The organism is Povalibacter sp., from assembly GCF_036735925.1.
Lineage (GTDB): Bacteria > Pseudomonadota > Gammaproteobacteria > Steroidobacterales > Steroidobacteraceae > Steroidobacter.
The window spans coordinates 1-14,448 of record NZ_DAINNK010000053.1 but is presented as its reverse complement, the minus strand read 5'-3'; the positions used below and the strand labels follow the sequence as shown (position 1 = coordinate 14,448).

At 65.9% G+C, this 14,448-nt stretch carries 14 protein-coding genes; 4 read left to right on the top strand and 10 right to left on the bottom strand.

What is annotated here, in order from left to right; all coding sequences use genetic code 11:
• Nucleotides 1-2: 2 nt before the first annotated feature.
• Nucleotides 3-1,400 carry an ADP-ribosylglycohydrolase family protein gene (locus V7D81_RS15870; RefSeq protein WP_324317992.1) on the bottom strand — a complete coding sequence of 466 codons (1,398 nt, stop codon included), beginning with the start codon at nucleotides 1,398-1,400 and terminating at the stop codon, nucleotides 3-5.
• Nucleotides 1,401-1,526: 126 nt separating this feature from the next.
• On the opposite strand from V7D81_RS15870, the gene V7D81_RS15865 reads away from it, so the two are divergent.
• Nucleotides 1,527-2,984 carry an amino acid permease gene (locus V7D81_RS15865; RefSeq protein ID WP_324317990.1) on the top strand — a complete coding sequence of 486 codons (1,458 nt, stop codon included), beginning with the start codon at nucleotides 1,527-1,529 and terminating at the stop codon, nucleotides 2,982-2,984.
• Between the two features lie 182 nt (nucleotides 2,985-3,166).
• Complete coding sequence (gene msrB, locus V7D81_RS15860; RefSeq protein WP_324317988.1) at nucleotides 3,167-3,649, top strand: peptide-methionine (R)-S-oxide reductase MsrB; 483 nt, start codon at nucleotides 3,167-3,169, stop codon at nucleotides 3,647-3,649.
• Between the two features lie 45 nt (nucleotides 3,650-3,694).
• On the opposite strand, the gene V7D81_RS15855 is transcribed toward msrB, so the two are convergent.
• Nucleotides 3,695-4,237: a gamma carbonic anhydrase family protein gene (locus V7D81_RS15855; RefSeq protein ID WP_324317986.1), complete on the bottom strand. Its 543-nt coding sequence runs from the start codon at nucleotides 4,235-4,237 to the stop codon at nucleotides 3,695-3,697.
• A 5-nt stretch (nucleotides 4,238-4,242) separates the two neighbouring features.
• Nucleotides 4,243-4,767: a TIGR00645 family protein gene (locus V7D81_RS15850; protein WP_324318022.1), complete on the bottom strand. Its 525-nt coding sequence runs from the start codon at nucleotides 4,765-4,767 to the stop codon at nucleotides 4,243-4,245.
• A 157-nt stretch (nucleotides 4,768-4,924) separates the two neighbouring features.
• Between V7D81_RS15850 and V7D81_RS15845 the strand changes: the two genes are divergently transcribed.
• Nucleotides 4,925-6,253 (top strand): ATP-binding protein, encoded by a 1,329-nt coding sequence (locus V7D81_RS15845; protein WP_324317984.1) that lies wholly within the window; start codon nucleotides 4,925-4,927, stop codon nucleotides 6,251-6,253.
• A 53-nt stretch (nucleotides 6,254-6,306) separates the two neighbouring features.
• Here the strand turns inward: V7D81_RS15845 and V7D81_RS15840 are convergent, their stop codons facing one another.
• The 7 genes from V7D81_RS15840 to ampD form a co-directional block, all read right to left on the bottom strand.
• Nucleotides 6,307-7,194 carry a hypothetical protein gene (locus V7D81_RS15840; RefSeq protein WP_324317982.1) on the bottom strand — a complete coding sequence of 296 codons (888 nt, stop codon included), beginning with the start codon at nucleotides 7,192-7,194 and terminating at the stop codon, nucleotides 6,307-6,309.
• On the bottom strand, nucleotides 7,191-7,889 hold the full coding sequence (locus V7D81_RS15835) for an RNA polymerase sigma factor (protein WP_324317980.1): 699 nt from the start codon (nucleotides 7,887-7,889) through the stop codon (nucleotides 7,191-7,193). The genes V7D81_RS15840 and V7D81_RS15835 overlap by 4 nt, the downstream gene beginning before the upstream one ends.
• Nucleotides 7,890-8,003: 114 nt before the next feature.
• On the bottom strand, nucleotides 8,004-9,746 hold the full coding sequence (locus V7D81_RS15830) for a vWA domain-containing protein (protein ID WP_324317978.1): 1,743 nt from the start codon (nucleotides 9,744-9,746) through the stop codon (nucleotides 8,004-8,006).
• A gap of 260 nt (nucleotides 9,747-10,006) precedes the next feature.
• The gene (locus tag V7D81_RS15825; protein ID WP_349257674.1) at nucleotides 10,007-10,366 is read right to left on the bottom strand and encodes an MGMT family protein; all 360 of its coding nucleotides are present in this window, start codon (nucleotides 10,364-10,366) and stop codon (nucleotides 10,007-10,009) included.
• A 122-nt stretch (nucleotides 10,367-10,488) separates the two neighbouring features.
• Nucleotides 10,489-11,943, bottom strand: a complete 1,455-nt coding sequence (locus V7D81_RS15820; RefSeq protein WP_324317974.1) for a sodium:solute symporter family transporter — start codon at nucleotides 11,941-11,943, stop codon at nucleotides 10,489-10,491.
• Between the two features lie 104 nt (nucleotides 11,944-12,047).
• The gene (locus V7D81_RS15815; protein ID WP_324317972.1) at nucleotides 12,048-12,878 is read right to left on the bottom strand and encodes a cobalamin-binding protein; all 831 of its coding nucleotides are present in this window, start codon (nucleotides 12,876-12,878) and stop codon (nucleotides 12,048-12,050) included.
• Nucleotides 12,875-13,441: a 1,6-anhydro-N-acetylmuramyl-L-alanine amidase AmpD gene (gene ampD / locus V7D81_RS15810; protein WP_324317971.1), complete on the bottom strand. Its 567-nt coding sequence runs from the start codon at nucleotides 13,439-13,441 to the stop codon at nucleotides 12,875-12,877. Before ampD ends, V7D81_RS15815 begins: the two co-directional genes overlap by 4 nt.
• Before the next feature lie 108 nt (nucleotides 13,442-13,549).
• On the opposite strand from ampD, the gene V7D81_RS15805 reads away from it, so the two are divergent.
• Nucleotides 13,550-14,284 (top strand): 16S rRNA (uracil(1498)-N(3))-methyltransferase, encoded by a 735-nt coding sequence (locus V7D81_RS15805; RefSeq protein ID WP_324317969.1) that lies wholly within the window; start codon nucleotides 13,550-13,552, stop codon nucleotides 14,282-14,284.
• Nucleotides 14,285-14,448 lie beyond the last annotated feature (164 nt).

The window sequence follows — 14,448 nt, the reverse complement described above, 5'->3', positions numbered from 1 at the left end:
GATCAGGCGAACGTCCGCGCCAGCGCGTGCAGCGCGCGCGACTGCGGCACAGCCTCGCGCCAGCGATCCGGAATCGATGCAATGCCGAAGCACGCGCCAGCGAGCGTGCCGCTGAGCGCGCCCAGCGTCGCGGCTGACTCGGCCTGGCTCAGCGCAGCACTCATCGCCTCTGCGAAATCGTTCGCCGCATCCACGGCCCGCAATGCGCCGACGCCAAGCGAAAGCGCATCGTCGCCCTTCGCTGGAAGACTGCGCCAGCCACCGTCAAGCAATGCGGCAACTTCCGGTCGCAGACGACGATCCCGCAGCAGGCGGATGGCAGGCGTGGCGCTCAGTTCGAGAAGCGGGTTCTTCGCAGCACCCGTCAGGGCATCGACGAGAATCGCCGTCCACAGCCGGCAGACATCGAGGACGATGGGCGACTGCTGGGTCGTGCGCGACAGATCCGCGGCCAGTTCGAGCGCCGCGCCGGCATCGCGATACGAATGCAGCGCCGCGGCCAGCGAACGCGCGAGCGAGTGTGCACTGAGGTTGCGCGGATCGTGCGAACCCGCGTTCGGTTTCTTCGACCACTGCCAGGCCGCGAGCGCACGACGGAAGTCGGCCGGCACTTCTGCGCCCGACGCACTGCGCGACCACTCCAGATAGCGTTCCATCTGATCGCGCGGATCGTGACCCGCGCGCTCGCGCAGGCTCTGCAGTGCGCAGAGCACCGTCGCCGCATCGAACCCGGCGGCGGGCAGGTCGGTGATCCGGGCGAGTTGACGCACGTCGTGACCTGCGACGCGCAGCGCACCGAGGCCTTCGCCGCAGACGAGTCCCACGAGTGCGCCTGCACAACGTTGCGAGAGATCAGGCGGCGCCGCGACCTCGCGCCATTCCATGACGAAGCGATACTGTTCATCGGTTTCCGGAATGCTGGGCCAGCTCGCGCTGCGCGCGCATTGCTGCCACAGCTCGTTCAGGCGATCGAGCGCGACAGCCGGCGCGAGTCCGCCGCGGATGAGATGACAGCCGATGGTCGTGCCGGTACGGCCGATGCCGGCGCGGCAATGCACGTAGACGCAGCGATCCTGCGCGAGCGCCGCATCGATCGCATCGAGAATCTGGCGCATGTAGGCCGCGGACTGCGGCAGATCATGGTCGACGATGGGCCAGCGCTGATGCGTGACGGAACCGTCCGCCGGCAGCAGCGGCGCATAGGGATCGAGTTCGCCTTCCGCCGTCAGATCGATGAATGCATTCACGCCGGCGCGCAACAGGCTTTGTATACGCCCGGCCGTCGAGTCGCGTGCAGGGATTCCCGGATACTCGCCCGCAAGCAGGCGGCCGGGCCGAACCCAGTAGCTGTTGGGCAGCGGCGGTCGCGAAAAACGGTCGGGAGCCTGGGATGGATTCACCGGGGAATGATAAAGGCTTAGACCCGCATGACGACAGGCAGCGGGTCCTTGTTCAGCGCTCCCGGGAGCCTGTAGCCTGTCGACGGTTCCCGGCCGCCATCAGCACAATTCCAACGAGGTCCTTCCATGTCCCTGTTGCGCCGCCTGTTTGCCGTGCGCTCGGTCGACTCCATCGTGAGCGAATTGAACGCCGCGCCGCCGCTCAAACGGGTCCTGACGGCGCGATCGCTGACGGCTATCGGACTGGGGGCAACGATAGGCACGGGAATTTTCATCCTGACGGGCACGGTCGCCGCCAATCACGCCGGCCCGGCGCTGACGCTGGCGTTGCTCATCGCCGCCATCGGCTCGGCGCTCGCCGCCATCTGTTATGCCGAGTTCGCCTCGATGATTCCGGTTTCGGGCAGCGCCTACACGTATTCGTACGCGACGCTCGGCGAGGCCATCGCGTGGTTCATCGGCTGGAACCTGTCGCTGGAATACATGCTGTCGGCGTCGGCGGTGGCCGTGGGATGGTCCGCCTATGTCGTCAACCTGCTCGGCAAGATCGGCATCCACCTGCCTGATGCGCTCATCAACGCACCGCTCGGCAAGACCGAGAGCGGCGCACTGGGCATGACGGGCGCCATCGTCAATCTGCCGGCCGTGCTGGTGGTGCTGGCGCTCGGCTACGTCTGCTACGTGGGCGTGAAGGAATCGGCAACGCTCAACAATGCGATGGTATTCATCAAGGTCGGCGTCATCGTCGTCTTCATCCTCGCCGGCATCAGCTACATCGACACCGCCAACTGGCATCCGTACCTGCCCGAGAACACCGGCAAGCGCGGCGAGTTCGGCTGGAGCGGCGTGTTCCAGGGTGCGGCGATCATCTTCTTCTCGTACATCGGCTTCGACACCGCTTCGACCACGGCGCGCGAGGCGCGCAATCCGCAGCGCGATGTGCCGCTGGGCATTCTCGGCGCGCTGGGAATTTCAGCCGTGCTCTATGTCGCGATGAGCGCCGTGCTCACGGGCATGGTGCCGTACACGTCGCTGGACGTGGCCGCGCCCGTCGCCGTCGCGCTGGATGCGCATCCGCAGCTTTCCTGGCTGGGCGTGCTGGTCGAACTCGGCGCCATCGTCGGCATGACGTCGGTGATCCTGATCTCGCTGCTGGGCCAGCCACGCATTTTCCTGGCGATGGCCGACGACGGCCTGCTGCCGCCGTCGTGGAAGAAGGTGCATCCGGTGCATCGCACGCCGCACATCGCCACCGCCGTCGCCGTGATCGTCGCGGCCATCATCGCGGGACTGCTGCCGCTCGACGTGCTGGGCGAACTCATTTCCATCGGCATCCTGCTCGCGTTCACCTGCGTGTGCATCGGCGTGCTGGTGCTGCGCCGGACGAAGCCCGACATGCCGCGTCCCTTCCGCGTGCCGTTCGCGCCGGTCACCTGCATCCTCGGTGCGCTGGTGTGCATCAGCATGATGGTGTTCCTGCCGCCCGATACCTGGTGGCGGCTGCTGGTCTGGTCCGTGCTCGGGTTCTCGATCTATGCGCTGTACGGGTATCGCCACAGCCGGTTGCGGGCCGAGGGGAAATAGGAAGAGGAATTTCCACGGGGGACACGGGGCGCACGGGGAAGATCAGGATCGAAACGATGCGCAGACGCGTGGTTGAATACGTCGCGAACTGCCACCAATCAGGAGCACAAGAGGTCTCTGATCCCCGGGCGCCCCGTGTTCCCCGTGGAAAATTTTCTTGCTTCTCCCGTCCGAGGTATCCGATGTCCAACGCCACCACTTCCGCCAGCGGTTATGACATTCGCCCCCTGAGCGCGGCCGAACGGGAAAAGTACGCCGCCGCATTCACGCCGGAGGAGCGGCACGTGATCCTGCACCAGGGCACCGAGCGGCCCTTCTGCGGCACGCTGCTCAACAACAAGAAGTCGGGAATCTATGCCTGCCGGCTCTGCGGCCTGCCGCTGTATCGCGCAGGTTCCAAGTTCGAATCGGGGACGGGCTGGCCGAGCTTCTACGAGCCGTTCGATCCGCAGCATGTTACCGAACTGGTCGATCGCAGCCACGGCATGATCCGCACGGAGATCCGCTGTGCGCGCTGCGATGCGCACCTGGGGCACGTCTTCGAGGACGGTCCGCCGCCGACGCACCAGCGGCATTGCCTGAATTCGATTTCGCTGGAGTTCTACGAGGAAGGGACCGAGCCGGAGCAGAAGGCCGCTCTTCCTGTAGGTCAGGCTTCAGCCTGACTTCTGATAAAGAGGCCGGCTGAAGCCGGCCCCACAGGAAGAATGTCAGGCTGAAGCCTGACCCACAGGAAGAATCCGCAGCTCCTGCCGATACCGCTGCGCATTCTCCACGTAGTGATGCGCGGCGTGCACCAGCATCTCGCGATCCTTGTCCGTGAGTTCGCGCACGACCTTCGCAGGGTTGCCCATCACTACCACGCCGTCCGGCACCGTCTTGCGCGGCGGCACGAATGCGCCTGCCGCGACGACGCTGTAACTGCCGACGCGCGCGCCATCCAGCACCATCGCGCCGTTAGCGATCATCGAATGATCGCCAACGGTGCAGGAATGCAGGAACGCCTTGTGACCGACCGTCGTGTGCGCCCCCAGGATCAGCGGCGTGCCCTGATCGGTGTGCATCACCGAGCCGTCCTGCACGTTCGTGGCTTCGCCCAGTTCGATCCAGTCGGTGTCGCCGCGCAGCACCGCGCCGAACCAGACGCTGGCCCAGCGACCGAGCCTTACGGAACCGATCACGTCGGCGCTGGGAGCGACGAAGTAGTCATCGCCGACGGTTTCGATGCGGCGCGATCCGAGGGTGTAGATCATGGCGTCTAGTGATCTTCGCGATGACTTGCGAACGACATCTTGTCGAGCACGCCCATCATCACGGCGGAGACGACGAAGGTCAGGTGGATGATCACGAACCACATGAGTTTGGTGCTGGAGGTCTCGTCGAATACCGCCTGGTTGCCGATGCTCATGAACGCGCGCAGCAGATGGATCGAGGAAATGGCGACGATCGAGGCCGCGACCTTCAGCTTGAGGCTGCTCGCATCGAGCTTGCCCAACCAGCCGAGATTGTCGCCGCCCTCCTTCACGTCGATCTTGGAAACGAAGTTCTCGTAGCCCGAGAACATGACCATGACGATCAGGCTGCCGACCAGCACGAGATCGACCAGCGCCAGCAGCCGCAGCACCAGGTCGGCCTCCGTCACTTCCATGATCGTGTGCAGCAGGTGATACACCTCGGCGAAGAACTTGATGCCGAGCGCCAGCAGCGCCAGCGACATGCCGAGGTAGACGGGAGCCAGGATCCAGCGGCTGGAGAACAGCAGCTTCTCGATCAGACGTTCAATCACGATTCACGCTCGCAGGAAGTGCACGGGAGGGCGTGGATTCTAACCGGCGCGCGGCCGCTCTGTGACCGTTCCACCGGCGAATTCCGCGACATGCCGCTATTGGCCTGCGAGTCGGCCGGAGCGTAGAGTCGTGCGCAAAGGAGAATGCAAGCGCATGGCCGTCAGCGGAAACCCCGATCGATCCACTCCCGTCTTCGAACAGACCCGGCGATTCGAACAGGCACGCTTGCGGCTCGCCCGCCTCGATGCCGGCGGCGAGGTTCCGCTGCACGACCTGTGGCTGCAGCTGGCCCGGTGCGTGGTCGAGGCGCTCGACATCGACCGCATCGGCGTCTGGGTGCTGGTCGACGAAGGTCGCGCATTGCGCTGCCGCTACCTGTTCCAGCGTTCGAGCGGCCAGGTTTTTCAGGGCGCGGTGCTGCGTCAGCAGGACTTCCCCCGCTACTTCGAGGCCCTGCAGGCGCTGCGCACGCTGCCGGCAACCCACGCCGGCGAGTCGACCCTGACGGGCGAACTGTCTGCCTCGTACCTGCAGCCGCTCGGCATCACCTCGCTGCTGGATGCGCCGCTGTACATCGAGGGCCGCGTCGTCGGCGTCGTCTGTCATGAACACATCGGCGCGCCGCGCGAGTGGTCGGGCGCCGAATCCGACTTCGCGAGCGCCGTGGCCGACAACATTGCGCGCCTGTATCAGGAGCACCGGCGACGCAGCACACGCGCCACGCTGGACGCCTATGAAGATCATCTGATGGAGCTGCACCGCATGGAGGCCGTCGGTCGCATGGCCGCCGGCATCGCACATGACTTCCGCGGCATTCTGGGCGCGGCGATGGGCTTCGCGGAGCTGATCCAGCGCGTGCCCGGACTGCCGGCGGATGCCGATCGCTATTCGCAGAAAATCGTCGAGATCCTGCAGCGGGGCAACAACCTGACCAACGAAGTCGTGTCCTTCGGCAAGGACGCGCCGGTGTCGCCGCGGGTCATCGACGTAGCGCGGACGATCCAGTCGATGCACAGCATGTTCCAGGTGCTGCTCGGCAACCGCATCCGCCTGACCAGCGATGTCGACCGGCCCATCAGCCGCGTTTTCATCGATTCGGCGCAGCTCGAACGCACGCTGCTGAACCTGGTGCTCAATGCGCGCGATGCCATGCCGGCCGGCGGCGAACTTGCGATCCGCGCCGAAGACATTCCGGTCGAGGACGAGGACGGCGAATCGGGCGTCTTCGTCGAAATCAGCGTGACCGATACCGGCATCGGCATGGACGAGGAGACACGCGAGAACATCTTCCGGCCCTTCTTCACCACCAAGGGCGAACACGGCACCGGCCTCGGCTGCGCGATCGTGCATCAGATCGTGACGCGCGCCGGCGGCCTGATCCGCATCGACAGCACGCCGGGCATGGGCACGAAAGTGAGTCTGTACCTGCCGCGGATCGCAGCAGCGGAAGAAGCTCCGCCTGTGGGTCAGGCTTCAGCCTGACTTTCCGAAAAGAGGCCCCCGCTGCGCGGAGGCGGGATCAGAAAGAATGCGCGTTACGGCGCCGGCGCGGTTTTCGCCCGTGCGAGATCCGTCTCCGCGACCGGATGATCCGGATACGTCTCCTGAAACTCCTGCCACTCGCGATCCGCCGCGGCCTGCTGCCCGTCGCGTCGCAACTGGCGGATGTGTTCCAGCCAGTCGTCGGGATCGGCGTGCAGGCGGGCGACGTTGAGCGCCGAGTCAGCGACGTTCGCAGACTCGGCAACGCTGCGACTCATCGCCGCGGCCGGCGCGATGGCAGCAGCTCTGGCAGCTTCCTGACGTCGCGCCGCCACGGCCTGCTGCACTTCCCGTTCGCGGCTGGCCGCCGCTGCCTGTGTGCGTTCCTGCATCGCTGCGACCTGCGGTGGCGGCGGAGCGGCCGGGGCGATGGCCGGCGTCTCGATGACGGGCTGTTCGGGCATCTTGTCTTCGCGCGACGGCGTACGCGCATAGGACGAAAACTCGGTCACGGCATCGCGCGGCGGCGCGATCATCACCACGCTGTCCGCGGCCGTGGCACCGACGGCTTCCTGTTTCTTTTCGGGCATCTGCTGCGGCATCGCGGGAACGGCGGCCGGCGCCGGCTTCGCGGCGGGCGAGAAATCCGTCGACCGCACTTCGTGTTCGACGCCGCTGCGGATCACGATCGACACCACCAGCAATGCCGATGCCGCAATGGCTGCCGGCACGCCCCATCGCATCAGGCGCCTGCGTTTCGCGCGCACCTGCGCCAGTTCATCGCCGGCCGATCCCGCAAGCGCGGCGCGGGCCTGCGCCAGGATCTGCTGATCGAGCTGCGCCGGCACGTCATCGGACGACAGCGCGCGATAGGCCTGCGACACCTGGGAGCGCCGCTCCAGATAGTCGTCGAATGCCTTGTCGTCGGAAGGTGTGCTCACGGTTCGCTGTCCTCACCGGCAGTGTGGACCTGGTGATGCCGCAACGCCGTGCGTAGTTTGCGGAAGGCATAACGCAGGCGACTCTTGGCCGTTTCCATGGCCACACCGGTGGTGCGGCCGATTTCCTCCACGCTGAGTCCCGTTTCCTCGTACAGCAGGAACGCTTCGCGCTGTTCGGTCGGCAACTGCTCGAGCGCCTGTCTGAACGACGCGCGTACCTGCATCGCCGAGACCTGCGTGTCCGGCTGACTCACCGGCGCATCCGGCAGGCTCTCCTCCAGTTCGCCGACGTCCTCCATGCGCCCGATCTGCTGGCGTCCGGCACGCCGGAAATAATCGACGGCGCAGTTGTGGGCGATCCGGAACAGGAACGTATTGAACTGCGCGCGCGGTTCGTAACGCTCGCGGGTGGCGATCACCTTGCCCCACACCTCCTGGAACAGATCGCTGGCCACGTCCTGGTGATGACACAAGCGCTGCAGGTATCGATAGAGCGGCCCCTTGTGGCGGCTGTACAGCAGTTCGAACGCACGCATGTCGCCGTCGCGATAGCGCAGCATCAGCGCCGCATCGTCGTCCGCCTCGGGCGCCGGCGGCGCGGCAGCAAAAGGCGCGACCCGCCCGAGCGGCGTTGCCAGGGCATTGGCCTCGCCGAGATCGGTCATGCGATCGATGGAGACATCCTTCAGATCCATGGGCCTGAGCGTAGCTCAGGCCGCGCACTGGAGACAGCGTCTCTTCTCTTCCTGTGGGGCCGGCTTCAGCCGGCCTTTCTGTCAGGCTGAAGCCTGACCCACAGTGAGAATGACCTACCGACCGATCTGGCCCACCTTCTCGCCGCCGGATTCCTGCGTCAGCGACTGCGCGAGCGTGACCAGCGAGACGAACTCGCGGCGGTAGCCTTCGCGGTCTTCGCCGAGCGAAGACTTCGCCAGCGCGGCGACATCGCGATAGTCGAACCGCTCGGTGTACCTGCCGCCGCGCAGCAGCTGGCCGAAGGCGGCGACACTCGCAGCGAAACGCAGGTCGGTGGAGACCTTGTCGGCACTCACCAGCGAAGCGCGCGCGATCGGATATTCCAGCAGCTGACTGGTGTCGCTGTCGGGCAGTTTGTAGCGCAGGCGCACGTTGGCGATTTCGCCCCCGCCTGCCTTCGCTGCTGCATCGGCAGCGCCGTAGCGCAATGGGTCGACGCGTCCCTTCGCACCGGCCGGGACGACTTCGTACAGCGCGGTGATGCGATGGCCTGCGCCGATCTCGCCGGCGTCGACCTTGTCGTTGTTGAAATCCTCGCGCGCGAGCATGCGGTTTTCGTAGCCGATCAGCCGGTACTCCACCACCTCGGCCGGGTTGAACTCGACCTGGATCTTCACGTCCTTGGCAATGGTGAAGAGCGTCGAGGACAGTTCGGACACCAGCACCTTGCGTGCCTCGGAGAGCGAGTCGACGTACGAATAGTTGCCGTTGCCGGCATCGGCCAGTCGTTCCAGCAACTGATCGTTGTAGTTGCCGGTGCCGAAGCCGAGCGTCGTCAGCGCGGTGCCCGAACTGCGCTGGCGCTCCGCCATGTCGACCAGCGATTCGAAGTCGACGGTGCCGACATTGAAGTCGCCGTCGGTCGCGAGCACGACGCGATTGATCCCCTTCGCGATGTGCGCCTGCTTCGCAAGCTGGTACGCGCGTTCGATGCCTTCGGCGCCGTTGGTCGAACCGCCCGCTTCCAGTCGGTTGAGCGCTTCCAGGATCCTGTGTTTCTGGTCGCCCGGCGTCGGTTCCAGCACCACGCCCGAACTGCCCGCATACACGACCATCGACACACGATCGCGCGCGCTGAGCTGATCGGTCAGCAGCCGGAAGGCATTCTTGAGCAGCGGCAGCTTGTCCGGCGACTGCATCGATCCGGACACGTCGATGAGGAATACGAGGTTCGCCGGCGGCCGTTCGGCATTCGACACTTCGAAGCCCTTGATGCCGATGCGCAGCAGCCAGGCTTCCTTGTTCCATGGCGCCGGCGCGAGTTCGGTCGCCACCTTGAAGGGCGTCGCGCGCGTCGACGGCGGCGCGTACTGGTAGTCGAAGTAGTTGATCATCTCCTCGACCCGCACCGCGTCCTGCGGCGGCAGCTGACCGTCGTTGAGGAAGCGCCGCACGTTGGCATACGCGCCCGTATCGACGTCGATGGAGAACGTCGACACCGGTTCTTCCGCCACGCGATGCACCGGGTTGTCGTTCTGGTGCTGATACTTCTCGGTGTTGTACGGCGGCTGATGGATCGGCGCCACGCGGTAGAGCGCCTGCTTCTCCGTCGCCATCGAAAACGACGGCGACACGCTGGAAATGGCACGCGTCGCTGCCGCATCCGCGGGCGCCGCCACCTCGCTGTGTGCAACTTCTGGCATGGCTGGAAGTACGAACTCCTCCGCGCGCACCGGCGGTGGCGGCGGCGGTGCCGCATCCGCTTCGCGTTCTTCGGGGTTGTCGCGCTGGGCAGCGCAGGCGACCAGCAGTGCGGTCGCGGTCATTACCGAACAGTTGCGGGCCAGAGCCTTCATGCGTCATCTCCCGGCGCACCATGCGCCCGGGGATATCAACGCCGGCCTGCTCCAGCGGGGTTAACGAGGGGAGAAGATTTCACACGGAGTTCACGGAGATCACGGAGGCCGGAGAAGAAAAAGAAGAATTTCCACGGGGGACACGGGGAACACGGGGTTCGGAACAGAAAATTTCTTATCCCCGTGCTCCCCGTGTCCCCCGTGGAAATTCTTCTCCCTTCCGACCTCCGTGGCCTCCGTGATCTCCGTGTGAAACCTCTTCAATCCATCTTCCACAGCAGCTCATCGAGCTGCTCTTCGCGCGGCGGCCAGCCGTAGCGTTTCAGGTCGACACGGCCGCTGATGAACACGATGCCTTCGGCTTCGAGCTTGCGGCGCTGGCGCAGATACGCATCGCTGCCGGCGGGAAAGGAAATGCGGCCGCCCGCATTGATGACGCGGAACCACGGCAGGTCGCGCGATGCGGGTGTCTGTCGCAACACCGTGCCGACCAGTCGCGCACGACGCGGCAGTCCGGCAATGTCGGCGACATCGCCGTAGGTACAAACCTTGCCGCGGGGAATGCGGCGCACGGCGGCAAGAATGCGGGCGGGCGGATCGGCAGTCGGCGTCTCTGGCAACTTTGCAGCGCGCTTCGCGCGACCCCCTACCCGGCCCTCCCCCGCGCTACGCGCAAGGGAGGGAGACTTGATGCGCTGCTTCCTGCTCTGGCCAGCAGCCAGTCGCCAGTTGCCGGCCCTCTTCATATCGGCACGCGATCGTGCACCGTCTCCTGCGCACGGTCCGCGCGATCCGGATTGCGACGCCGTTCGCCGCCCGTCAGCGCAATGCCGAGCGACGCCACGAACGGCAGCACGCGTTCCAGGAAATCTCCCGGTGCGTCCGGCAGCACATGAAACAGCAGGGTGAGGATGAATCCTGCCCACATGGCGCCGAGCGTCGAGCCCGGTCGCACGCGCTTGCCCGTCAATCGCACCAGCAACAGCGGCCCGAACGATGCGCCCATGGCCGCGAACGCGAACATCGCCTGGTTGAGCAGGCTTTCGGAAGCATAGAGCGCCAGGCACAGCGCGCAGACGGCGTAGAAGACCAGCACGACGCGGGCCCAGGCGAACGACAGCGGCGACGCCGATCGCTTCATGTCGACCGACAGGCACGAGGCCAGCACCAGCAACCGGTTGCCCATGCCGATCAGCATCGCTGCGAGCACGAGTGCGATGATGAACGCCGACAGCGTCGGCGAGAGGACGCGCTCGAGTGTGGCGAAGATCGCCAGCTCCGGCCGCTCCAGTCCGGCATGGAGCACGCTGGCGGTCCAGCCGCAGATCAGCATGAGTGCGAGCAGCACGGCGATGCAGGCCAGCGCCATCCATCGGCCGCGTCGCAACGCCAGTTCGTCGCGCGCGGCCATGTAGCGCACGAGCGCGTGCGGCTGTCCGGCGAGTTCGAAACCCAGTCCGCTGACGCCGAGCACGAACGCGATCGCCACGACGCCCTTGCGGCCCGCGAACCAGTCCGTCGTCGCCGGTCCCAATGCCTGAAATCCGATCTGCACCTGTTCCAGTCCATCGCTCACCGCGATGGCCAGCAGCGGCACGAGGCAGGCGACCAGCAGCAGCACCGCGACCTGCACGATGTCGCTGCAGCTCAGCGACCAGAAACCGCCAACGAGCGTGATGACCGCAATCGCGGCAATCGCGGTGATGCAGGCGCTGGTGAAATCGAAGCCGAAGCTCGTGGCGAACACACTGCCCGCCGCGTGCAGCACCGCGCTGATTTCCAGCAGCAACGCCAGCGACAGGATCAGTGCGGCCGATCGCACGATCATCGGCTGCAAGCGGTCTCCCGCGTCCAGGCTCAGCACCTGCACGACGGTCAACGTGCCCTGCCCGATCGACAGTTGCCGCAGACGCGGACCGACGTAGAACGCATTCATGGCGTAGCCGCCGAGCACGGCGAGCCAGATCCACACTGCTGCGAGTCCCCACGCGAAGGCGGCGCCGCTCAGCGCCAGCAGCAGCCATACGGGCGATGCATTCGCGACATGACTGAAGGCCACGAACCACGCCGTCAGCCGGCGGCTCGCGAGAAAGAAATCATTGCCGTTGTGGGTGCGCCGTCCGCCCCACAGCGCAATGGCGAACAGCGCCGCTCCATAGACGCACAGGACGATCAGCGCGACGGTCGCTCGGGTCATGCTTGCCAGTGGACTCCTGTTGTGGGTCAGGCTTGTAGGTCAGGCTTCAGCCTGACTCCCTGCAGAAGGCCGGCTGAAGCCGGCCCCACAGGGAGAAGGTCATTCTAGTTCGGACGCCGCAGCCGTTCGCGAGCCGTCTGGAGCGTGCGACACAGGTCGGCGGCGCCCGTAGCGAGCCGGGTCGTGGATCGGGCCAGATTGTCGGGCGACATCGCATAAAGATTGCCGGCACCCACGGCGCGGATCTGCGGCCAGCGACGCCATTGCACGAAGGCCGGCGCATCGGCGGCGCCCGTGGAAATGATGACTTCGGGATTGGCCGCGATCACCGCTTCCACGCCCACCTGCGGCGCCAGTTCGTTCAGATCGCCGAACACGTTCACGCCGCCGCACAGCGCCAGCACCTCGCTCATGATCTGCGTGCCGTTGACGGTGTACAGCGGCTGATCGTTGATCTGCAGAAACACCGTGACCGGCGTGCGCGCGCTGTATTCCTCGCGCAGCGATGCGATGGCGCGTTCGAAACGATCCGCCTCGCGCCCGGCGATCTGCGGCGTGCCGGCAATCGCGCCGATGTCGCGCACGGCCGTACCGATGTCGGCGAGACTGCGCGTGCGGATCGTGCTCACCGCGAGCCGCAGCGTACGCAGGCGCTCCACGGTCGCATGCGGCGTGCCCGGCTCCCAGGCCAGCACCGCATCCGGCTGCAGGGCGAGGATTCTTTCGTAGTCGACGCGGAAGGCATCGCCGATGCGCGGAATCGCTTTGGCCCGCTCCGGGTAGTCGCTGTACTCGGCGGTGCCGATCACCTTGTCGCCGGCGCCAGCGACGAAGGCCAGTTCGGTGAGATTCGGCGCGAGGCTCACGATGCGCGAAGCCGCGACAGCCGGTGTGGTCAGATGCGCGAGCGCGCACAGCAGCAGCAGTTTTTTCATTTGCCGGGATCGCATCGAAGCAGCGCCTGCAGCCGCGGCCAGTCGAAGAACGGACCGGGATCGGTCTTGCGGCCCGGCGCGATATCGCTGTGACCGGCGATGCGCCGCGTGGAAAGCTGCGCATAGGTGTCCAGCAACTGCCGGATGACCGAACTCAGCACCCGATACTGGATGGGTTCGTAGGCCATGTCGTCCGTCCCTTCCAGCTCGATGCCGATCGAGAAATCGTTGCACTTCTCGCGCCCCTCGTAGCTGGACACGCCCGCATGCCAGGCGCGGCGATGAAACGGCACATACTGCACGACTTCACCGTCGCGACGGATCAGCAGGTGCGAGGACACCTTGCGATCGGCGATCGTCGCGAAGTACGGATGACCCTCCGGCGGCAGGCGATTGGTGAACAGCAGATCGATCCACGGCCCGCCGAATTCGCCGGGCGGCAGACTGATGCCGTGCACGACGATGAGATCGGCAACCGTGCCGCTCGGGCGATCGTCGCCATTGGGCGAAGGCACCTGACGCGCCGTGCGCAGCAATCCGGTTTCGAGATCGATAGTCGACATCGCCCGTATGGTAACAGCCGCGCCTTCGCCACAGCCGCACTCTCCACAGGCACGCCGCTTGCTTGCCTTCGCTACAATCCGCACAACATCGAATGACCGCGGGGGACCATGAGACTGAACCGGATCTATTGCGACGGCCCCCTGAAGGCGGATGCCATCCTGCCGCTGTCATCGGCGGGCGCCTATCACGTGGCCCGCGTCCTGCGCATGCGCGCCGGCGCGCCGCTGGTCGTGTTCGACGGCAGCGGCATGGACTATCCGGCGGAGATCACCGAGGTCGACGGCGACAAGGTGACGGTGCGGCTGCGCAATCCAACGCCCGGCACCGGCGAATCGCCATTGCGCATCACGCTCGTGCAGGGCATCTCGCGCGGTGAGCGCATGGACTGGACCTTGCAGAAAGCGACCGAACTCGGTGTCGCCGCCATCGCACCGGTGCTGACCGCACGCAGCGTCGTGCGCCTCGACGAGAAGCAGGCCGCGAAGAAACAAACGCACTGGCATGCCATCGCCATCGGCGCCTGCGAACAATGCGGTCGCTCGCGCATCCCCGCCGTGAGCACGCCGATTTCGTTGCGCGATTACTTCAGCACCGTACGCAAGGACGGCATGCGCCTGGTCCTGAGCCCGTCCGCGCCCGGCTCGCTCGCCGGCATCGCCAGCCTGCCCTCGAAAGTCGAGCTATTGATCGGCCCCGAAGGCGGTCTCGATGACGATGAGATCACCGCCGCGCAGAAAGCGGGCTTCATGCCGGTGCGGCTCGGACCGCGCGTGCTGCGGACGGAAACCGCCGCGGTGGTGGCGATGACGGTGTTGCAGGCGTTGTGGGGGGATCTGCAGTAGGAGGGGTGCGCTTCCGTTCTGCTGTGGGGCCGGCTTTCCCATGGGATTCCCTTCGGTCACAGCGCAACGGCACTGACTTAAGCGATCGGCCCGTTCCTTGCGCTCTCTGAATCTTCTCCGTAGCTGCATTCAACACGCCACCACCGTAGTGAGTGGTGTGCCCG